Origin of the sequence: Nonomuraea sp. NPDC005692, from assembly GCF_040631115.1 — a bacterium.
GTDB lineage: Bacteria > Actinomycetota > Actinomycetes > Streptosporangiales > Streptosporangiaceae > Nonomuraea.
In genome coordinates this window covers 68,206-87,532 of record NZ_JBEXYU010000038.1, presented here as the reverse complement: position 1 = coordinate 87,532, position 19,327 = coordinate 68,206, and the positions used below count along the sequence as shown (strand labels likewise).

The following is a 19,327-nucleotide window of genomic DNA, read 5'->3' as shown; positions in this document are numbered from 1 at the left end:
CATTCCGAACCCGGAAGTTAAGCTTCTCTGCGCCGATGGTACTGCACTCGGGAGGGTGTGGGAGAGTAGGTCACCGCCGGACAATCTTTCGAAGAAGCCCCACACGGTTCGTGTGGGGCTTCTTCGCGTTCGGGGGGGAGGGTTCCGGGTTGGGGTTTCGGCTTCGGTCGGGGCCCCTTTCTGCATGTCCGGGGTTTTTCATTGTCCGGGTGCTGTCGCGGGGTCTGCGGGGCTGCGGGCTGAGGGCTGGGGGTGGTGGCGCCGGCCCCGTGGACCGGCCCGTGGACCGGCATTGGGGACTGGCTGGTGGACCGCGGTGGACCGGGGCCCGTGTATCGGCCGGTGGATCGCCCGGTCAACCGGGCGGTGGACCAAGCCGCGGGGCGCGCTGCAGCAAGCAAGGCGCAGGCACCGCTTCGGCGGCGCCCAATCGGGTTCTACCTCTAGTCAGTCCGAGCTGGGCCCACTTCGAAGGTGGAGGGGGACCGTATCCGGCCCGCCTGCGAGGAGGCGGGGAGGCCGGGCCCGGCCTCCAGGGAGACTGAGGGTTCGTATCCGGATCCTGGGCCGATGCTTCTCTGGGCTCGTCCTTGGGTCGGCCCTACGTCTCCGCTGAATGTCGACACTCACTCCGCGCCTGCGCACGGCGGCGCCAATCCCGCGCCCGCAGACAGACTTCAGGTGTCACCAGCCCGCAGAAGCTGGAGATCTCCTCGTGCAGGTGACGTGATGGCACCTCGAGCAGGCGCTGGGTGTCGGGGGATGTGGGGGCGTCGCGGCCTGCGGCACGTAACGCATCTTCGGCACACGCATTCTGGGTACGCCACCGCACTTTCAGGCTTCTCAGGCACGCAGGGCGTCGCAGCCGGCCAAGCGCGAGATGCGGAGGGCTGATCTCGGTGGGCTGTCGATTCAAGAGTGGTGCTCGGTGGTTCTGGTGTTGGCAGCAGTGAGTTGGGGGCTGGTGTGGTTCTCAGGAGCAGCCCGGTGGGGAGTCTGGTTGTTAGCCGGATGTCCCTGCGGTGTAGCTCCGCGATCGGCAGGGGGCTTTGTGGGGTGGCAGGTTGCGTGCGTGAGGGGCGGGTTGTGGGGGCCGTCAGTGACTCTGCTGCGTGGGAAGGTCCGGGAGTGTCATCAAGCGGGACTGTGGAGAGAGCTGTCCTGAGGGGAGAGACCCGTGTCGGTGAGAGGTCGACTGTTGGGGCTGGTCCGGGGCCCGACCGGGAGGCTGTGGGGCTCGGTGGTGGTGGGCGAGTGAGGGCGGATGGGGCTTGGGAATGGCGGTTCCGGGGTTACGGGGATGGCGGAAAGCTCGGGTTGCAGGGATGAGGGCGCTGTGTGGAGCGGTAGGGCTGGAGTGGTGTGGGGAGTGGCAGGGCTGGGGTGGTGTGCAACGTGGCCGGGGGTGGAGGTTGGGGGAGATGAGAGAAGGGCCTCACGCTGGGTGCGTGGGGCCCTTCTGTTGTTGCGAGGTCAGTCGGATTTGGTGTTGACGTAGGTGATGGCGTACTTGGTGGCTACGGAGGTCCAGGGGACGGTGATCACTACGCCGTTGCGTTCGAAGACGCGGGCCTTTTCGGCCTCGGTGCCGTACTTCTGGGGGAGGGTGGCCAGTTCGGTGGCCTTGCCGGTGGCGGCGTCCAGGCGGATGAGGCGGGGGGCCAGGTCGCGGCGGTCGCCGGTTTCGACGGCCAGCAGGCCCTGGTCGTCGGCGCGGACGTAGGTGAGGATCGTGTCGTGGGTGCCGGACGACTCCCACAGCTGCTTGCCGGTCTTCAGGTCGTAGGCGAGGGCCTTGTTGCGGGAGCGCATGCTCTGCGGGACGTTCTCCGGGAACGTGGCCAGGTAGAGGCGGTCGCCGTGGATGGTGTAGCGGTGCTGTTCGAACAGGCCGTTGACCAGGGCCACGGTGTTCATGGCGAGCATGTCCACCTCGGGGGTCTTGAACTCGGTCACCTTGGTGGCGGCGTCGGAGTAGACCGTGAAGTTGTTCTGGCCGCCGGACTCGCTGCGGATGATGGCGGGAGAGGCTGACAGAAGGCTGGTCATGAGGCTGAGCTGGCCCAGCGTGGCCTGCTTGGTGATCTTGCCGGTCTTGGGGTCGAGGTACTGGAGGCGGGTGCCGCCTCTGAAGGTGCAGTCGAGGATGACGGCGACTCGGGTGGGGGCGGTGTTGATGTCCTTCACATGGCAGCCGTCGTCGGCGGCCGCCGTGGCGTTCCACAGTTTGCGGCCGTCGGAGAGGCGGTAGGCGACCACCGCGTCGTCCAGCTCGGTGACGACCACGCCGTCGGCGCTCATGATGCGGGGGACGTTGATGGAGTTCGCGAGGGTGGACTTCTCGGCCGGGATCTTGATCTTCCAGGTGAGCTTGCCCGTGGTGGCGTCGATGCCGGCCAGGTGGTCGCACGAGTTGCTGCTGCCGTACGCGATGGCGGCCTTGCCGCCGGACAGGTCCGGGGTGGCGCCGCAGAGCTGGGCGCCCGGCGAGGGGATGCCCCAGGAGCGTTTTCCGGACGCCAGGTCGTAGGCCAGGACGCCGTCCTTCTGGGCGCGGATGACGACCTTGTCGGTCATCCAGCTGCCGAAGGCCAGGGCGGTGGTGAAGTCCCAGCTCCCGGCGCTGGGGAGGGGGACGTCCCATTCTGCCCCGTCGCCGGATGCGGTGGTGCCGCCGGCGGTCGTGCCGGTGGTGGCGACGAACCAGGCGGTGCCCGTGCTGACGGAGAGGAGGACCACGGCCGCGCCGGTGGCCAGCAGGGCGGTCTTCCACTTGGGCCGGGGGCTCTGCTGCGGGGGGGCGGGATGGCCGCCGTACGGTGTGCCGCTGCCGGGTGCGGGGGGCTGCGGGGGTTGGCCGTAGGGCGACGGGGCGCCGGGCGAGGGATGGTTCGGCGGGTATGTGGGCTGGTTGCCCGTGGGCGGTGAGTATGTGGGTTGGTTGCCTGGTGGCGGGGGGTATGCGGCTGGGTTGCCCGTAGGCGGGGCGTACGCGCCTGCCGGGGGCTGGGGAGGAGGAGCGTAGGGGTTGGCGGGCGGTTGCGGGTAGCCCGCGGGTGGGTAGGCGGCTGGGCCCGTGCCTTGCGGGGGGTACGCGGCCGGGCTCTGGGGCCACGGCTGCGCGGGCGGAGGGTAGGAGCCGGGGTTGGGAGTCGGCTGGCCGTACGGGTTGGGGGGTGGGGAGCCGTACGGGCCGGGTGGGGTGTTGGAGTGGTCGGTCATGGTTGTTCCCCGTTCAGGCCAGCTGCCCGCGGACGTACGACGCCCACTGCCGTTCGAAGTCCGCCTTGCGTACGCCCAGCACCTTGAACAGTGCCGCCTCGCTGTCGTCGCCCTTGGCCCGGTAGGCCGCGACCACCGCGCCGGTCAGCTTCTGCTCGCCGTACCGCTGGGCGATGTAGCGCATGGCCAGGTGTCCCATCAGGTAGTGCACGTTCGTCATGCCGTTGGCGTCCCACGACGAGTTGTCGGGGAGCCGTCCCGAGAATTGGGTGCTGAGGCGGCCGGCCAGGTAGGCGCGGCCTTCCTGGAAGCGGATGTTCTGGTTGATCGGGTGGCCGCGGTTGGCGGAGTACTCGGCGAAGCCCTCGACGACCCAGTTCGGCTTGCCGAAGAGGGAGAAGTCGGCGCTGTCCAGCCCGGCCAGGAGGGAGTGGGCCAGCTCGTGCGTGCTGATCTCCAGGATGCCCTCGGACGACCGGAAGAAGGACGAGGTGGTGTCCATGACCACCCGGGTGCCGCCGACCTTGACGTCGTCGCCCAGGGAGGCCCAGGCGAGCATGGGGATGGACACGCCCGCTTCGTGTGCCTTCTCCTTGCGGAACAGGTTGCCGAGCTGGCTCTGCCCCTCGACCAGCGCGACCACGAACCCGGCCGGGACGGGCGCGGTGGCGTCGCCGTTGCGCTTCCAGAAGTCCAGGTTCTTCTTCGCCGCACTGGCGACCATCGGCGCGACGCGCCTGGCCATGGCCGCGTCCTGGGGACGGGCCAGGACGATGCTCGCGCCCGCGCGGACCACGGCGATGTCGGGCCAGATGTCCCACGGGCCCGGGTAGTACATGGACTTGGAGCCCTCGCTCACCATGGGCGGCGGCGCGCCGTCCACCTTGGTGACGACCAGTGGCGCGTCCTTGGACGCCTTCTCCAGCGTCCAGCGGTACCACTCCGAGACCGGCCGCAGGTCGATGCCGGCGAACCGGTGGACGAACGCGACGTCCTGGGTGAACTTCAGGGCCCGCCCGAAGCTGTCCTCGGCGCGGCCCTCGCGGCGCATCACCTTGTACGACGCCTCGCTGAGCGGCACCTTGCGCAGGTTCGTGAACACCTTGCGCTGGTCGCGGACGAGCGCCGCGTTGTCCTTGTCGAAGATCGAGGTGAACGCGTCGGCGTTCCCGCTGCTCAGCGCCTTGCCGTGCTCGTAGACCAGCTTCTCGATCTCCTGGTCGGTGACGACCACGGCGTTCGGGTCGCCCTTGCCCGACGCCTCCTGCCGGCGCAGCGGGTCCTCGACGCCGCCGATGCGCCCGCGCAGGACGAGACCGACGCCGGCGCCCACGGCGATCGCCACCACGAGCGAGACGATGCCCATGGTGACCCAGAAGCCGGTCCGGCGTCTGGGCGGAGGAAGAGGATTGGGTGGAGGTGGTGGTGGCGGCGGCTGCATGGCCGGCCACTGTTGCTGCTGTTGCCCCTGATACTGCGGATAACTCGGCCCCGTTGTCACTTTTGCCCCGAGAGTGCTGGGAAACCCCGAAAGAGGGGAATCGTACCAGTGGCCACATCGCGCGTCTTCGGGGTGGTCGGGTTCTTTGTGGAGTGGTGAGAAGGTGAAGATGATTTCCGGCGACTCGTAGCGCGGTGTTGCCATTTTTCGTGATAATTCACCGCATGATCGCGGGCAGCGTGAGGACGCTTCCACGGCTGGCCCTCGCGCTCGCCCTCCTGCCACCGCTGCTCGCCCCGGGCAGAGCCGCGGGGACGGCGCCGGCCACGTACGCGACGCCGGGGATGGCAAGCGCGCACGCGGTGGTGCCGGGGACGGCGAGCGCGCTCAACGTGCGCGCCGCGTCAGGGCCGGTACGCATGCCGCACCGCCTCGGCCCCCCGGCGATCGCCGGGAAGGTCCCGGCCAAGAAGCCGAAGGCGGTGAAACCCGTCCCGGCCAAGAAGATCACCAAGCGGCTCGACCGCTTCCTGGCGGGCCGGCCGGGCCCGGTCACGGCCATGGTCAGGGATCTGACGACCGGCCGCGTCTACCGCTACCACCCAGGTGAACGGCTGATCACCGCCAGCACGGCCAAGGTCCAGATCCTGATGGCGCTGCTGCTCGGGAAACCGTGGCGCAAGCTGCCCGAGTCCGTCAGGCGCGACGCCGACCTGATGATCCGCTACAGCGACAACCACGCGGCCGACCGCCTGTGGTTGCGAATCGGAGGCGCGGCGGGCTTCACCGAGGCCGGCCGGAGGTTCGGGCTCAGGCACACCAGGGGCGTCCCGGGGGACTGCGTCGACCTCTACTGCTGGGGCATCACCGAGACGTCGGTGGACGACCAGGTCCGCCTGATGAAGGCGCTGGTGTCCGGGAAGAGCCCGCTCAAGGCCAAGGAGCGCGCGCAGGCGCTCGAACTCATGGGCGCGGTCGTCCGCGGCCAGGACTGGGGCGTCTCCGCCGCGGCCTGCGCGGGCGAGCGCGTGCGCTTGAAGAACGGCTGGCTGAAGCGCGTCTCCAACGGGCGCTGGGCCACGGTCAGCGTGGGGCTGATCCGGGGCCGCGGCCACGACTACGCGGTCGCCGTCCTCACCGAGGGCAGCGCCGAGGTGGGGGACGGCATCGCGACCGTCGAGGGCGTCGCCGCGCGGATCATGCGGGACTTCCGGAAGTGCCGGGCGTGACCAGCCGGTAGCCGACGCCGCGCACGGTCTGGATGAGCTGGTCGTCGTTGTCGCCGAGGCGCGCGCGCAGCCGTTTGACGTGCACCGCGATCGTGTTCGTCGACGTGGTCGCGGCGGCGTGCCACACGTGCCGCATGATCTGCTCGCGGGTGACCGTGCGGTCGGCGTTGCGCATCAGGTACTGCAGCAGCTCGAACTCGCGCAGCGGGAGGTGCACGGCGCGGCCCGCGACGCGTACCTGGTAGGCCTGGACGTCCAGTTCGACGCCGCCGACGGCCAGCACCTTGCGGGACTCGGGGGAGGCCGCCTGGATGAACGGCAGCAGTTCCGGCACCCGGTACGGCCGGGCCACGCAGGCCGCCGCCCCCGCCGCGAGCGCGCGTACGGCCTGCTCGGCGTTCCCCTCGCCGACGCCGAGCAGGACCGGTACGGCTCGCGCGAGCCGTACCGCGCGGACGAAGTCGACCGCGTCGATGACCGGGAGCGTGGCCGACACGAGCACCACGTCCGGCTGCAGCGCCCCCGCCTGGAGCAGCCCTTGGGCGCCGTCCGGCGCGCCGGTGACGGCCACGCCCTCGCGTTCCAGCGCCGTGACGAGGTCATCGACCACGGCGTCGTCGGGGTCGGCGATGAGCAGTACGGGCTTGGTCCGCGTGTCCCCGTTCATCGTGGATGCCGCCTGCTGTGGGGTCATCAGCCGAAGCGTCCCGTGATGTAGTCCTCTGTTGCCTTCTCCGAAGGGTTGGTGAACATGCGGGAGGTCTCGTCCATCTCGATGACCTTGCCGGGCTTGCCCTGGGCGGCCAGGTTGAAGAACGCGGTCCGGTCGCTGACCCGGGCGGCCTGCTGCATGTTGTGGGTCACGATCACGATCGTGAACTCTTCCTTGAGCTGGGCCATCAGGTCCTCGATGGCCAGCGTCGAGATCGGGTCGAGCGCCGAGCACGGCTCGTCCATGAGCAGGACCTGCGGCTTGACCGCGATCGCGCGGGCGATGCACAGGCGCTGCTGCTGACCGCCGGACAGGCCGGCGCCGGGCTTGTTCAGCCGGTCCTTGACCTCGTTCCAGAGGTTGGCGCCCTTCAGCGACTCCTCCACGATGCCGTCGAGGGTGGACTTGCCGACCCGGCCGTTGAGGCGGAGCCCGGCGGCCACGTTCTCGTAGATCGACATCGTGGGGAACGGGTTGGGGCGCTGGAAGACCATGCCGACCATCCGCCGGACCGAGACGGGCTCGACGGTGGGGGCGTACAGGTCTTCGCCGTCGAGCATGACCTTGCCCTCGACGCGGGCGCCGGGGATCACCTCGTGCATGCGGTTGAGCGTGCGCAGGAACGTCGACTTGCCGCATCCGGACGGGCCGATGAACGCGGTGATCGAGCGCGGCTCGATGGTCATCGACACGTCCTCGATCGCCTTGTGCGAACCGTAGTACGCGTCGAGGCCCGAGACCTGGATCTGCTTGGACATTGTGGCGGTTACCCCCTATCGGCCCCTGGCGGGCCTGCGCCACCAGGCGATCAGGCGCGCCACCAGGTTGAGCAGCATGACGATCAGGATCAGCGTGAGGGCTCCGGCCCAGGCGCGGTCGATGGCGGTGTCGTTGGGACGGGCCGCCTGGTCGAAGACGAAGAGCGGAAGGCCCATCTGTGGCCCGCTGAACGGATCGTTGTTGATGGAGTCGGTGAAGAACACCGTGAGCAGCAGCGGCGCGGTCTCGCCGGCCACGCGGGCGACGGCCAGCATGACGCCGGTGACGATGCCGGTGAACGCGGTCGGCAGCACGACCTTCAGGATCGTGCGCCACTTGGCCACGCCCAGCGCGTACGAGGCTTCGCGCAGGTCGTTGGGCACCAGCCGGAGCATTTCCTCGGCCGATCTGACCACGGTCGGCATCATCAGGATCGACAGCGCCAGCGCGCCGGCGAAGCCGGAGAACGGGTTGCCCAGGAAGAGCACCCAGAAGGCGAGGATGAACAGGCCGGAAACGACTGAAGGGACGCCGGTCATGACGTCCACGAAGAAGCTGATGGCCCGGCTCAGGCGGCCGCCGTGGCCGTACTCGACCAGGTAGATGGCGGTGAACAGGCCGATCGGGACCGAGATGAGCGAGGCCAGCAGGACCTGCTCCAAGGTGCCGATGATGGCGTGGTAGGCGCCGCCGCCGACGTCCCGGGCGCCGATGTTCCGCATCGAGTGGGTGAGGAACTCCAGGTCGAAGCGGGCCAGGCCGTTCGAGATCACCAGCCAGAGGACCGAGATGAGCGGTACCACGGCCAGCGCGAACGCCAGGTAGACCAGCCCCTGGACGAACCTGTCCTTGATCCGGCGGCCGGTCGAGATGTGCTGGATGGTCATGACCCCACCGCCCTGAACTCCTTGCGCCGGTTGATCACCATGCGTGCGCCCATGTTGACCAGCAGCGTGATGACGAACAGCACCAGACCGGAGGCGATCAGCGCGCCCCGGCCGACCTGCGTGGCCTCGCCGAAGCCGTTGGCGATGTTGGCCGCGATGCTGTTGGCGTGCGGGGTGAGGATCTCGAAGCTGAGGTCGAAGGTGGCGGGGAAGATCAGCGCGACCGCGATGGTCTCGCCCATCGCGCGGCCGAGGCCGAGCATGGCGGCGCTGATGACACCGGGCCGGCCGAACGGCAGCACGGCCATCCTGATCATCTCCCAGCGGGTGGCGCCGAGCGCCAGGGCCGCCTCTTCGTTCATCTTCGGGGCCTGGAGGAAGACCTCGCGCGAGATGGCCGCGATGATCGGCAGGATCATGATCGCCAGGACGATGCCGCCGGCGAGCATGGTCTTGCCGCCGATGGCCCCCTCGCCGGAGAACAGCGGGAACCAGCCGAGGTGCTCGTTGAGCCACTGCGACGGCGTGCGCAGCAGCGGCACCAGGAACGTCACGCCCCACAGGCCGTAGACGACGCTGGGCACGGCGGCCAGCAGGTCGACCAGGTAGCCGAGCGGCCCGGCCAGGCGGCGGGGCGCGTAGTGGGAGATGAACAGCGCCACGCCCACCGCGATGGGGGTGGCGATGACCAGCGCGATCGCCGAGCTGAGGACGGTGCCGAAGGCCAGCGCGCCGATGCCGAAGACCTGGCTGCCGTTGGGCTCCCAGATCAGGTCGGTGAAGAAGTTGCCCTTGTTCGCCTGCAGGGCCGGGACGGCCTCGCTGATGAGGAAGACGGCGATGGCCGCCATGATCCCCAGCAGCAGGACGCCGGCACCGGTGGAGACGAACTTGAAGGGGCCTTCACCATGGCTGCGCCGCGAGGCGGACCGGCGCGTGGCCGGCCCGCCCCCACGGGTACGAACGTTGGTCGTCATGTTGTGCTAGGAGATCGCGCCGACGGCGGTGCGGACCTTGGTGAGCAGCTCGCCCGCGAGCGGGGCGTAGCCGAGCTCCTTCAGCGCGGCCTGGCCCTCGTCGCTGGAGGTGTAGGTGAGGAACTCCTTGACGATCTTGGCCTGCTCGGGCGCGAGGCCCTTCTCGCAGGTGATCTCGTACGTCACCAGCACGATCGGGTACGCGCCCGCCGTCTTGGTGGCGTAGTCGATGCTCAGCTTCAGGTCGTTGCCGGTGCCGGTGATCTCGGCGGTCTCGACCGTCTTGGCCGCGCTGTCGGCGGTCAGCTCGACGAACTCGCCGGAGCCGTTGGCCACCTTGGCCTTGCTGAGCTGGGAGTTCTCGGCGAAGGAGAGCTCGACGTAGCCGATGGAGCCCTCGGTGCTCTTGACGCTGGCCGCGACCTGGTCCGAGCCCTTGGCGCCCTGGCCCTTGGCCTCGGCGGGCCACGCCTTGGCGGGCTCGTACGGCCAGCCGGCGGTCGCCTTGAGGAACTTGGTGAAGTTGTCGCTGGTGCCCGACTCGTCCGAGCGGTGGAAGGCCGAGATCGGCGTGGACGGGAGCTTGGCGTCGGGGTTGTCGGCCTTGATGGCCGCGTCGTCCCACTTGGTGATCTTGCTGTCGAAGATGCCGCCGATGGTCTTGGGCGACAGCTGCAGGCCGTCCACGCCGGGGAGGTTGTAGACCACCGCGACCGGGCCGGTCACCATCGGGATGTTGATGGCCTTGCCGGTCTTGCATCGGGCGTCGGCCTGGGCGGGCTCGCCCTTGTCGTCCTTGAGAGCGGAGTCCGAACCCGCGAAGTCGACCGTGCCCGCGATGAACGACTGCACACCGGCACCCGAACCGCTCGGCTGGTAGTTCAGGCTCACGCCCGAGTTCTTGGCCTGGAAGTCCTTCTTCCACTGGTCGATCGCGTTGGCCTGGGCCGACGAGCCGGCGGCGTTGATGGTGCCGCTCAGGCCGTTGTCGTTGCCCGCGGCGGGGGCGCTGGCGGAGCTGGTGCCGTTCGTGCCCCCGGAGCTGTTGTTGTCTGTGCCGCACGCAGCGAGCGAGAGCGCGCCGACGACGGCGACGGCGGCGAGCCGGCCTGCATACTTCACGGTTGGGTTCCCCTCACTTGGTCCTTAGTCGTCCATGAAGTTATGCAGGCAAAGTGACTCAGACCCCCCAACAAGGGTGAACGTTCGGTGAACGCCCCTGGTCGTCTCCATCAATGTGACCAGCGAAGATGGGATGCATGAGCTATCGCGTGTGTCTCGTGTGCATGGGCAACATCTGCCGTTCCCCGATGGCGGAGGCGGTGCTCCGCCGGACCCTGGAGGAGCGCGGGCTCGGCGGCCGGGTCGTCGTCGAGAGCGCGGGCACCGGCGGCTGGCACGCCGGCGATCCGATGGACGAGCGGGCGCTGGGCATCCTGGCCGAGCACGGCTACGACGGCGCCGCCCACCGTGCCAGGCAGTTCACGCGGGACTGGTTCGACCGTTACGACCTGGTGCTGGCGATGGACCGGGACAACGCGGCCAACCTGCGCCGCCTGGCGCCCGCCGACGTCGAGGTGCGTCTGTTCCGCTCGTTCGACCCCGGCGCGCCGGACGGCGCCGAGGTGCCCGACCCCTATTACGGTGGCCGCGAGGGTTTCGAGGAGGTGCTGACCATGCTGGAGACGGCCTCGAAGGGCGTGGCCGCGCACATCGCCGATGAGATCGACTGAGGACCTCGGCTCCTCCCACGGCCGCCGGCTGCAGCGCGGCGTGCTGGAGGACGGGCGGCAGGTGTTCGCCAAGATCGGTCCTGCCTCCGACGTGTTCGCCTCCGAGGCCGCCGGGTTGCGCTGGCTGGGCGAGGCGATCACCGTGCCCGAGGTCGTGGAGGCCGGTCCCGACCGGCTGGTGTTGTCGTGGGTGCCGCAGGAGGCGCCCACCGCCGAGGCGGCCCTGCGGTTCGGCCGTGACCTGGCCCGTCTGCACCGCGCCGGGGCGGCCGGGTTCGGCGCGCCCTGGCCGGGGTTCATCGCCGAGTTGCCCATGGACAACTCGCCCGACGGCGACTGGCCGTCCTTCTACGCGACCCGGCGGGTGATGCCGTTCCTGCGCCGGGCGCGGCTGCCGGCCGCGGACGTGAGGCTGGTCGAGCGGGCCGTGGAACGGTTCGCCGAGGTGGCCGGGCCGCCCGAGCCGCCCGCCCGCGTCCATGGGGATCTGTGGAGCGGGAACGTGTTGTGGTCCGGCGGCACCGGGGTGCTCGTCGATCCGGCGGCCCACGGCGGGCACCGGGAGACGGACCTGGCCATGCTCGCCCTGTTCGGGCTGCCGTACCTGGATCGGGTGATGGGGGCGTACCAGGAGGAGTTCCCGCTCGCGCCGGGGTGGCGGGAGCGGGTGCCGCTGCACCAGCTCCATCCGCTGCTGGTGCACGTGGTGCTGTACGGAGCCTCCTACCGCGACTCGTTGCTGAATGCGGTCGCCCGGGTGTTGTCGCTCTGAACAACCGATAAAGAAATAGGGGATCCAGCCGCGCGAAGCATTTCTCCGCCCAAGGGGAGGAAAGAGGACGACGGCCGGGTAAAGTTGGCGGATTTCGTATCCGGCGGCCCCGGCCGAAAACTCATTAAGGCGTTTCCTTCTTCCCCCTGAGTCAATTGGAGGGCGCATGGCGGACGACCCCACGCACGGCGCACTGGCCCTGACCCCGCTGGTCTGGGGGCCGCCCGGAGCCCGGCCCGACGAACGCAGGCTGCGCCAGCTCGGGCAGGCGCTGGCCGAGGTGCTGACGGGTCGCCGCCCGCCGGAGTCGGTGGCCGACCGGCTCACCGGCCGGGCCTACCGCGACCTCGTCAGGGCCGGGCAGATGATCTCCGCCGATCGGCCGCCGTTCGTCGGGAGCCCGCACGTCAAGGAGCCGCGGGAAGGGGCCGTCGAGATGTGCGTGCTGGTGCACTGCGGCGAGCGCAGTCACGTTCTGGCCGTACGGCTGGAGCGGCACGGCCACCGATGGTTGTGCACCGACTTCGAGACGGCCTGAAGCGGGCTCTCAGGAGGTGATCGTGGTGCCGTTGAGCCGGTTCAGCACCTCGTCGTGGAGGGCGCCGTTCGTGCAGACCAGGCTGCCGCCCTCCAGGCCGCGCACGCCGGCGAGGTCGGTCCAGACGCCGCCGGCCTCCTCGACGATCACGGTGAGGGCCGCCATGTCCCAGGGCGACAGCTCCGGCTCGGCGGACACGTCGGCCGAGCCCTCGGCGACCATCATGTGCGACCAGAAGTCGCCGTACGCGCGGGTGCGCCAGCAGGCGCGGCCGAGGTCGAGGAAGTTGTCCAGCTTGCCGAGCTTCTCCCAGCCGCCGAAGCTGGAGTAGGAGAAGGAGGCGTCCTCCAGCCTGGTGACCGAGGAGACGCTCATCCTGGAGGCCTTGGCCAGGCTCCTGCCGGTCCAGGCGCCGCCGCCGGTCGCCGCCCACCAGCGACGGCCGAGCGCGGGGGCCGACACCAGGCCGACGACGACCTTGCCGTACTCCATGAGGGCGATCAGCGTGGCCCACACGGGCACGCCGCGCACGTAGTTCTTGGTGCCGTCGATGGGGTCGATGATCCACGACCGGGCTCCCCACCCGGTCTTGCCGAACTCCTCGCCCACCACCGCGTCACGCGGCCGGGCCCGGCGCAGCGTGCCGCGGATGGCCTCCTCGACGGCGCGGTCGGCGTCGCTGACCGGCGTCAGGTCGGGCTTGGTCTCGACCTTGAGGTCGACCGCCTTGAAGCGCCGCATGGTCAGGTCGTCGGCGGCGTCCGCCATGACGTGAGCGAGGCGTAGATCGTCGTTGTAACCCTGCACGGTCAGCCACGCTATCGCGTCGGTCGTGCCGGACATCAGTCACCGGCGCCCCTTTTCTGGTAACTCCCTTTTCACCTACTGACCAGTAACATGTCTCCTATGTCCACTGATGTAGGTGCCTTCCTTCTCGAAACCGTTCCATTCGCCCGTACGTTGGGGATCGTGTTCGACTCGGTCGAGGACGGCCGGGCGGAATGCCGGCTGCCCGACCGGCCCGAGCTGCACAACCACGTGGCCGGGCCGCACGCGGGCACGCTGTTCACCCTGGCCGAGTCGGCGTCGGGCGCGGCGGTGCTGTCCAGGTTCGGCGACCAGCTCAGCCGCAGCGTGCCGCTGCCCACGACGGCGACCATCGAGTTCCGGAAGGTGGCCCTGGGCAAGGTGCGGGCCGAGGCGCGGGTGGCCGCCTCGAGGGAGGAGGTCGTCGGCAAGCTGGACGCCGGCGAGCGGCCGGTCTTCGACGTGCTGGTCGACGTGCGCGACGCGGCCGGCACCCTGGTCTCCAGCCTCACCGTCACCTGGACGCTGCGCCCCAACCGCCCATGAACGGCCGGTGATCAGGCGGCGGGCTCGTCGGGGGCGCCCTCGCGGCTGGACAGCAGGCGGCGCAGCGACTCCAGGCGGGTCGGGTCGGCGTTGCCCGCGGCCGCCCAGGCGTCGAGCGCGCAGCCGTCGCCGAGATGGGTGCAGCCCTTCGGGCAGGTGACCGTGCCCTCCACCAGGTCGGGGAAGGCGGCCAGCACGGTCTCGACCGACACGTGGGCCAGGCCGAAGCTGCGCACCCCCGGCGTGTCGATGATCCAGCCGCCCTCGGGCAGCTCCAGCGCGACGGCCGAGGTGGAGGTGTGGCGGCCGCGGCCGGTGACCGCGTTGACGTGCGAGACCGCGCGGTTGGCATCGGGCACCAGGGCGTTGACCAGGGTGGACTTGCCCACGCCCGAATGGCCCACCAGCACGCTGATGCGGCCGGCCAGGTGGTCGCGCAGCTCGTCGAGGGAGCCGCCCTTGTGGACCACGATGTGCGGCACGCCCAGCGGCTCGTACAGGGCGACCAGCTCGTCCGGCGAGGCGAGGTCGGACTTGGTCAGGCAGAGCAGGGCGTCGATCCCGGCGTCGAACGCCGCCACCAGGATCCGGTCGATCATCCGGGGCCTGGGCGGCGGGTCGGCCAGCGCCGTGACGATCACGAGCTGGTCGGCGTTGGCCACGACCGGGCGCTCGATGCCGTCGGTGTCGTCGGTGTCGTCGGCCGAGCGGCGCAACATCGAGGTGCGCGGCTCCACACGGACCACCCTGGCCAGCGTGTCGGGGCGGCCCGACACGTCGCCGACCAGGGCCACCCGGTCGCCGACCACGATGCCCTTGCGGCCCAGCTCGCGGGCCTTCATGGCGACCACGAGCCGGCGCTGCTGCTGCTTGCGCTTGTGGCCGCGCTCGGGCTCGACCAGGGTGGTGTAGCGGCCCCGGTCGACGGCGACCACGAAGCCCTCCACGGCGTCCTCGTGCGCGGGACGGATGCGGGTGCGCGGGCGCGAGCCCTTGCCCGGCCTGACCCGTACGTCGTCCTCGTCGTACTCCCGCTTTCTCAGCGGTCCGCTCCCATGCGCTCGCTTCCTCTCACGCCGGACCCTCCTGCGAAGTGCCCCCGCCGCCTGCCGCGAAACGCGCGATCATCGCCGCTCATCGGGCCTCCAGCATCGCCGCCCACATCTGGACGAACTCCGGCAACGTCTTGGCGGTCGTCGCGATGTTCTCCACCTCCACGCCCGGCACCGCGAGGCCGATCACGGCCCCGGCCGTGGCCATGCGGTGGTCGTCGTAGCTGTGGAACACGCCGCCGCGCAGCGGGCGGGGACGGATGAGCAGGCCGTCGGCCGTCTCCTCCGCGTCGCCGCCGAGGGCGTTGATCTCGGTGGCCAGCGCGGCCAGCCGGTCGGTCTCGTGGCCGCGCAGGTGGCCGACCCCGCGGATGCGGCTCGGCGTGGTGGCCAGGGCGGCCAGCGCGGCGATCGTGGGGGTCAGCTCGCCCACCTCGTGCAGGTCGGCGTCGAGGCCCTTGACCTCGCCCGTGCCGGTGACGACCAGGTCGTCGCCGTCGCGGGTCACCGTGGCGCCCATGGTGGTGAGCAGGCCGCGCAGCGCGTCGCCCGGCTGGGTGGTCTCCGCCGGCCAGCAGGGGACCGTGACCGTGCCGCCCGTGACCAGCGCGGCGGCCAGGAACGGCGCCGCGTTGGACAGGTCGGGCTCGACCGTCATGTCCCTGGCCGCGATCGGGCCCGGCTCGACCCGCCACACGTCGCGCTCGGTGTCGTCGACCCTGACCCCGGCCTCGCGCAGCATGTGGACGGTCATCTCGATGTGCGGCTGGGAGGGCACCGGCGGGCCGACGTGCCGGATCGTCACGCCCTTCGCGAACCGCGCGGCCGTCAGCATCAGCCCCGAGACGAACTGCGAGGAGCCGGAGGCGTCGATGGTGACCTCGCCGCCGGTCAGCGGCCCGGTGATGGTGAAGGGGAGCGCGTCGTTGTCGATGCGCGCCCCGAGCGCGCGCAGGGCGTCGAGGATCGGGCCCATCGGACGCCTGCGGGCGTAGGGGTCGCCGTCGAAGAAGACCGAGCCGTCGGCCAGCGCCGCCATCGGGGGGACGAACCGCATGACCGTGCCCGCCAGCCCGGCGTCGATGCGCGCGCCGCCGCGGACCGGGCCCGGCGTCACCTCCCAGTCGACCGCGTCGGTGGTCTCGCGCACGGCCGTCAGCGTGGCGCCGAGCGCGCGCAGGGCCGACACCATGAGGTCGGCGTCGCGGCTGCGCAGCGCCTGGCGCACGACGCCCGGACCGTCGGCCAGCGCGGCGAGCAGCAGCGCCCGGTTGGTGACGGACTTGGAGCCGGGCAGGCGGACGGAGGCGTTGACGGGCGTGTCGGCCGTCGGCGCGGGCCAGTGCTGAGCGGGCATGTCCAAAGCCTACTGGGCCTGGTACGGCGCGTTCACAGCCTGTGGACGACGCGTCGCCCTTCCGTGAAGCCGAGCCGCCCCGGCCGGAGGCGAAGCCGCGAAGCGAGACCCGGACGTATGGCAATGTGGGGACATGTGCGGTAGATACGCCTCGGCGCGCAAGAAGCACGAACTGCTGGAGGAGTTCCAGGTCGAGCTCGACGGCGAGCCCGACAAGGAGCTGGGCGCCGACTTCAACGTCGCCCCCACCAAGAACGTCTACGCGGTCATGAGCCGGACCTCCAAGGAGGACGAGCACGCGGTCCGGCAGCTCAGGATCGTCAGGTGGGGCCTCGTGCCGGTCTGGGCCAAGGACCCGTCGATCGGCTCCCGGCTGATCAACGCCAGGGCCGAGACGCTGGCCGAGAAGCCGTCGTTCCGGCAGGCGTTCGCCAAGCGCAGGTGCCTGATCCCGGCCGACGGCTACTTCGAATGGATGGCCGTCGAGGGCGAGAAGAAGAAGCAGCCGTACTTCATCCACCCGGCCGACGGCGGCGTGCTGGCCATGGCCGGCCTGTACGAGTTCTGGAAGGACCGCACCCGCGACGACGACGACCCGCTCAAGTGGCTGGTGACCTGCACGGTCATCACCACGGACGCGGAGGACCAGCTCGGCCGCATCCACGACAGGATGCCCATGATGATCGAGCGCGACCGCTGGGCCGACTGGCTCGACCCGGGCCTCACCGACACCGAGCGCGCCTCACGACTCCTGGTGCCCGCGGAGGCCGGGAGGCTGGCGGCATATCCCGTTTCTACTGATGTCAATAATGTTCGGAACAATGGGCCGGATCTCATCAAACCGCTTCCCGACGAGGAGGAAGCCGGCCTTTTCTAAAGGTGTAAGAAGCATGGTAAGTGGGCATTCGGTGAGGAAAGCGATGCGACCGTTCACTCGGTGTCACCGCCACAACATGCCCCTAATTGCGCCGGGCGGGACAACCGGGGAGTCCTAGCCGCGGGCTTCCCTCTTTCACCCGGAGGTGCGGATTCGTGGACGTCACGACCGCTCGTAAGCGGCTCGAAGACATGCTCGTGGAGCTGGACCGCTCGATCGGTGTCCTTCAGGGCGACCCCGTCGCGATCCGCGAGCACTCGGCGGCCGACGCGGGCTCCGACCTCACCGACGCCGACCGCGCGCAGGCCATGCTCACCGTGGCGACCGCGCAACGCCGCGCGGTGACCGAGGCGATCAGGCGCCTGGACGAGGGCGCGTACGGCAGGTGCGTCGACTGCGACAAGCCGGTGCCCGAGGGCAGGCTGGAGGCCCGCCCGGAGGCCGCCCGCTGCGTGCAGTGCCAGGGGAAACGCGAACGCCGCCGCTGACCGGCCGCACAGCTGACCGGCCGCCGCAGCCGAAGGCCGCCGGTCACGGAGAACGGCGGCCCTCGGAAAGCCGGGCGGCGGGTCAGCTCTTGCGCGCGCTGGCCACCAGGTGGATGCCCACCGTGTCGTCGTCGTCGGGATGGGCGTCGAGCTCGGTGCGCACGAGCCAGGTCAGGGCCCGCCCGTCGGACCCGAGCACGTGGTCCACCGTGGACGGCGACAACACCGTGCGCGGCCGCATCCACTCCACCTCCAGCCCGGCCCCCATCAGCAGCTCGCGGAGCTGGCCGCTGCTGAAGCAGCGCGTGATGCTGCCGTCGGGCCAGGGCACCAGCATGACCTCGCCGGTCTGCCGCAGGTGCTGCCACTGCTCCTGCTCGGCCAGGATCGCCATGCCGAGCACCAGCGAGTCGACGCACACCAGCGCCCGCCCGCCCGGACGCAGCACCCTGGCCACGTCGCTCATCGCCGACTCGGCCATGAGCTCGATCGACATCGCGCGTTCCTCGGCGACCACCGCGTCAACGCTCTCATCGGGAAGAAAGGCCAGATCATCGGCGCGTACGTGCCGAACCCGGTCGGCGTCCCGCAAACGGGACTGCGCGTCCACGGTCCGGCGGAAGTCGAGCACCTCGATCACCCGGTGTCCCGCCCTCGCGGCCTGGCCGGACCAGCGTCCGCGGCCGCCGGACAGATCGAGGATCACCGACGGTTCGCCGGGGAGCCAGCGGTTCAGTTGCTCGGCGGCGACGGCGCGGTAGAAGGTCCAGTACGGCCCGAGCGTCCCAGAGCCGTTCAGTTCCTCGGCCGGAATGGGCAGCACACGCGACTCCTGAGTTCCGGAAAAAGGGCTACCAGCCGGTACGTATGGACGTTCCCCGCACCGGGTCCTCTGTACCTTCTATCTTGCGGGAACAGACAAGGGCGCGGGCGTGTTGCGACGAGCATGCTCACATTGGAAAGACCGCGCCCCGATGACCAGGAGGTCATCGGCCAGCGGGTATTCTCCCCTGAGTACGGTGTACCGCCACAGCCGGCCACCGGTGATCTTAGGGGGGTGGGTCCGGTGCCCGCGACAGGCGCGGAGACTCTGGAGCAGCGCAGCGAGCGGTTCGAGCGCGACGTCATGCCGTATCTCGAACAGCTCTACTCCGCCGCGCTCCGGATGACCCGGAATCCAGCGGACGCGGAGGACCTGCTTCAGGAGACCTTCGCCAAGGCGTTCGCGTCGTTCCACCAGTTCCAGGAGGGCACGAACCTCAAGGCGTGGCTCTACCGGATCCTGACGAACACGTTCATCAACAGCTACCGCAAGAAGCAGCGTGAGCCCAAGCAGTCCGGCACCGAGGAGATCGAGGACTGGCAGCTCGCGCGCGCCGAGTCCCACACCTCGAGCGGGCTGAAGTCGGCCGAGGTCGAGGCGCTGGAGCACCTCCCCGACGGCGACATCAAGCAGGCGCTCGCGGCGCTGCCGGAAGAGTTCAGGATCGCCGTCTACCTCGCCGACGTCGAAGGCTTCCCCTACAAGGAGATCGCCGACATCATGGGCACTCCCATCGGCACCGTGATGTCCAGGCTGCATCGGGGACGCAGGCAGCTCCGGGGCCTCCTTGAGGACTACGCCCGCGAGCGCGGCCTGGTCCCCTCGGAGGGATCGAAATGAGCTGTGGCAACCCGCACGACACCGACTGTCGCGAGGTGCTGGACAAGGTCTACGCCTATCTCGACGGCGAGCTGACCGACGGTGACGTCTCCGACATCCGCGTGCATCTCGACGAGTGCAGCCCGTGCCTGAAGGAGTACGACCTCGACAAGGCGGTCAAGGCGCTCGTGGCCAAGCACTGCGGCTGCGATCCCGTCCCCGCCGATCTGCGTTCCAAGGTGCTGGCGCGGATCGAGCAGGTGAGGTCGGAGCTGGCCGACTAGGATT

General features: G+C 70.1%; 20 protein-coding genes and 1 rRNA gene. 10 read left to right on the top strand and 11 right to left on the bottom strand.

Annotated elements, in window-relative coordinates; genetic code table 11:
• A 5S ribosomal RNA gene (gene rrf, locus ABZ459_RS45395) occupies positions 1 to 82 on the top strand; the annotation flags it as partial.
• A gap of 1,391 nt (positions 83 to 1,473) precedes the next feature.
• Here rrf and ABZ459_RS45390 read toward each other — a convergent pair.
• Positions 1,474 to 2,739 (bottom strand): PQQ-binding-like beta-propeller repeat protein, encoded by a 1,266-nt coding sequence (locus ABZ459_RS45390; protein ID WP_357985127.1) that lies wholly within the window; start codon positions 2,737 to 2,739, stop codon positions 1,474 to 1,476.
• Between the two features lie 496 nt (positions 2,740 to 3,235).
• Positions 3,236 to 4,588 carry a hypothetical protein gene (locus ABZ459_RS45385; RefSeq protein WP_357985124.1) on the bottom strand — a complete coding sequence of 451 codons (1,353 nt, stop codon included), beginning with the start codon at positions 4,586 to 4,588 and terminating at the stop codon, positions 3,236 to 3,238.
• 314 nt (positions 4,589 to 4,902) lie between these two features.
• Between ABZ459_RS45385 and ABZ459_RS45380 the strand changes: the two genes are divergently transcribed.
• Positions 4,903 to 5,892, top strand: coding sequence for a serine hydrolase (locus tag ABZ459_RS45380; protein ID WP_357985121.1), 990 nt, complete (start codon positions 4,903 to 4,905; stop codon positions 5,890 to 5,892).
• Here ABZ459_RS45380 and ABZ459_RS45375 read toward each other — a convergent pair.
• The 5 genes from ABZ459_RS45375 to pstS are packed head-to-tail and all read right to left on the bottom strand — an operon-like array spanning position 5,861 to position 10,349.
• On the bottom strand, positions 5,861 to 6,586 hold the full coding sequence (locus ABZ459_RS45375) for a response regulator transcription factor (RefSeq protein ID WP_357985118.1): 726 nt from the start codon (positions 6,584 to 6,586) through the stop codon (positions 5,861 to 5,863). The two genes, ABZ459_RS45380 and ABZ459_RS45375, sit on opposite strands and share 32 nt — an antisense overlap.
• Complete coding sequence (pstB, locus tag ABZ459_RS45370; RefSeq protein ID WP_352322866.1) at positions 6,586 to 7,362, bottom strand: phosphate ABC transporter ATP-binding protein PstB; 777 nt, start codon at positions 7,360 to 7,362, stop codon at positions 6,586 to 6,588. Before pstB ends, ABZ459_RS45375 begins: the two co-directional genes overlap by 1 nt.
• Before the next feature lie 15 nt (positions 7,363 to 7,377).
• Positions 7,378 to 8,250 carry a phosphate ABC transporter permease PstA gene (pstA, locus tag ABZ459_RS45365; RefSeq protein WP_357985115.1) on the bottom strand — a complete coding sequence of 291 codons (873 nt, stop codon included), beginning with the start codon at positions 8,248 to 8,250 and terminating at the stop codon, positions 7,378 to 7,380.
• A complete protein-coding gene (gene pstC, locus ABZ459_RS45360; protein ID WP_357985112.1) occupies positions 8,247 to 9,227 on the bottom strand; it encodes a phosphate ABC transporter permease subunit PstC in 981 nt (326 codons plus the stop codon). The genes pstA and pstC overlap by 4 nt, the downstream gene beginning before the upstream one ends.
• A gap of 6 nt (positions 9,228 to 9,233) precedes the next feature.
• Positions 9,234 to 10,349 (bottom strand): phosphate ABC transporter substrate-binding protein PstS, encoded by a 1,116-nt coding sequence (gene pstS / locus ABZ459_RS45355; protein WP_357985109.1) that lies wholly within the window; start codon positions 10,347 to 10,349, stop codon positions 9,234 to 9,236.
• Between the two features lie 137 nt (positions 10,350 to 10,486).
• Here pstS and ABZ459_RS45350 point away from each other — a divergent pair, with 137 nt between their 5' ends.
• The 3 genes from ABZ459_RS45350 to ABZ459_RS45340 all read left to right on the top strand — a co-directional run bounded on the left by ABZ459_RS45350 (position 10,487) and on the right by ABZ459_RS45340 (position 12,270).
• Positions 10,487 to 10,960 carry a low molecular weight protein-tyrosine-phosphatase gene (locus tag ABZ459_RS45350; RefSeq protein ID WP_357985106.1) on the top strand — a complete coding sequence of 158 codons (474 nt, stop codon included), beginning with the start codon at positions 10,487 to 10,489 and terminating at the stop codon, positions 10,958 to 10,960.
• A complete protein-coding gene (locus tag ABZ459_RS45345) occupies positions 10,947 to 11,732 on the top strand; it encodes a fructosamine kinase family protein (RefSeq protein ID WP_357985103.1) in 786 nt (261 codons plus the stop codon). Before ABZ459_RS45350 ends, ABZ459_RS45345 begins: the two co-directional genes overlap by 14 nt.
• 166 nt (positions 11,733 to 11,898) lie before the next feature.
• Complete coding sequence (locus ABZ459_RS45340) at positions 11,899 to 12,270, top strand: Rv3235 family protein (protein ID WP_357985100.1); 372 nt, start codon at positions 11,899 to 11,901, stop codon at positions 12,268 to 12,270.
• Between the two features lie 9 nt (positions 12,271 to 12,279).
• Here the strand turns inward: ABZ459_RS45340 and hisN are convergent, their stop codons facing one another.
• Positions 12,280 to 13,077: a histidinol-phosphatase gene (gene hisN, locus ABZ459_RS45335; RefSeq protein ID WP_357985133.1), complete on the bottom strand. Its 798-nt coding sequence runs from the start codon at positions 13,075 to 13,077 to the stop codon at positions 12,280 to 12,282.
• A gap of 90 nt (positions 13,078 to 13,167) precedes the next feature.
• On the opposite strand from hisN, the gene ABZ459_RS45330 reads away from it, so the two are divergent.
• Positions 13,168 to 13,623, top strand: a complete 456-nt coding sequence (locus tag ABZ459_RS45330; RefSeq protein ID WP_357985097.1) for a DUF4442 domain-containing protein — start codon at positions 13,168 to 13,170, stop codon at positions 13,621 to 13,623.
• Between the two features lie 11 nt (positions 13,624 to 13,634).
• On the opposite strand, the gene rsgA is transcribed toward ABZ459_RS45330, so the two are convergent.
• Entirely contained in the window at positions 13,635 to 14,666 is a 1,032-nt protein-coding gene (gene rsgA, locus ABZ459_RS45325) for a ribosome small subunit-dependent GTPase A (protein WP_357985130.1), read from the bottom strand.
• Between the two features lie 91 nt (positions 14,667 to 14,757).
• Positions 14,758 to 16,032 (bottom strand): 3-phosphoshikimate 1-carboxyvinyltransferase, encoded by a 1,275-nt coding sequence (gene aroA / locus ABZ459_RS45320; RefSeq protein ID WP_357985094.1) that lies wholly within the window; start codon positions 16,030 to 16,032, stop codon positions 14,758 to 14,760.
• Between the two features lie 133 nt (positions 16,033 to 16,165).
• Here aroA and ABZ459_RS45315 point away from each other — a divergent pair, with 133 nt between their 5' ends.
• Together ABZ459_RS45315 and ABZ459_RS45310 are read left to right on the top strand one after the other, a co-directional pair.
• A complete protein-coding gene (locus tag ABZ459_RS45315; protein WP_357985091.1) occupies positions 16,166 to 16,909 on the top strand; it encodes an SOS response-associated peptidase in 744 nt (247 codons plus the stop codon).
• Between the two features lie 155 nt (positions 16,910 to 17,064).
• Entirely contained in the window at positions 17,065 to 17,397 is a 333-nt protein-coding gene (locus ABZ459_RS45310) for a TraR/DksA C4-type zinc finger protein (RefSeq protein WP_357985088.1), read from the top strand.
• 82 nt (positions 17,398 to 17,479) lie between these two features.
• Here the strand turns inward: ABZ459_RS45310 and ABZ459_RS45305 are convergent, their stop codons facing one another.
• Positions 17,480 to 18,220: a methyltransferase domain-containing protein gene (locus tag ABZ459_RS45305; protein ID WP_352322877.1), complete on the bottom strand. Its 741-nt coding sequence runs from the start codon at positions 18,218 to 18,220 to the stop codon at positions 17,480 to 17,482.
• A 234-nt stretch (positions 18,221 to 18,454) separates the two neighbouring features.
• Here ABZ459_RS45305 and ABZ459_RS45300 point away from each other — a divergent pair, with 234 nt between their 5' ends.
• Positions 18,455 to 19,060, top strand: coding sequence for a sigma-70 family RNA polymerase sigma factor (locus tag ABZ459_RS45300; protein ID WP_125648071.1), 606 nt, complete (start codon positions 18,455 to 18,457; stop codon positions 19,058 to 19,060).
• Entirely contained in the window at positions 19,057 to 19,323 is a 267-nt protein-coding gene (gene rsrA / locus ABZ459_RS45295; protein ID WP_352322878.1) for a mycothiol system anti-sigma-R factor, read from the top strand. Before ABZ459_RS45300 ends, rsrA begins: the two co-directional genes overlap by 4 nt.
• The last annotated feature ends 4 nt before the right edge of the window (positions 19,324 to 19,327 follow it).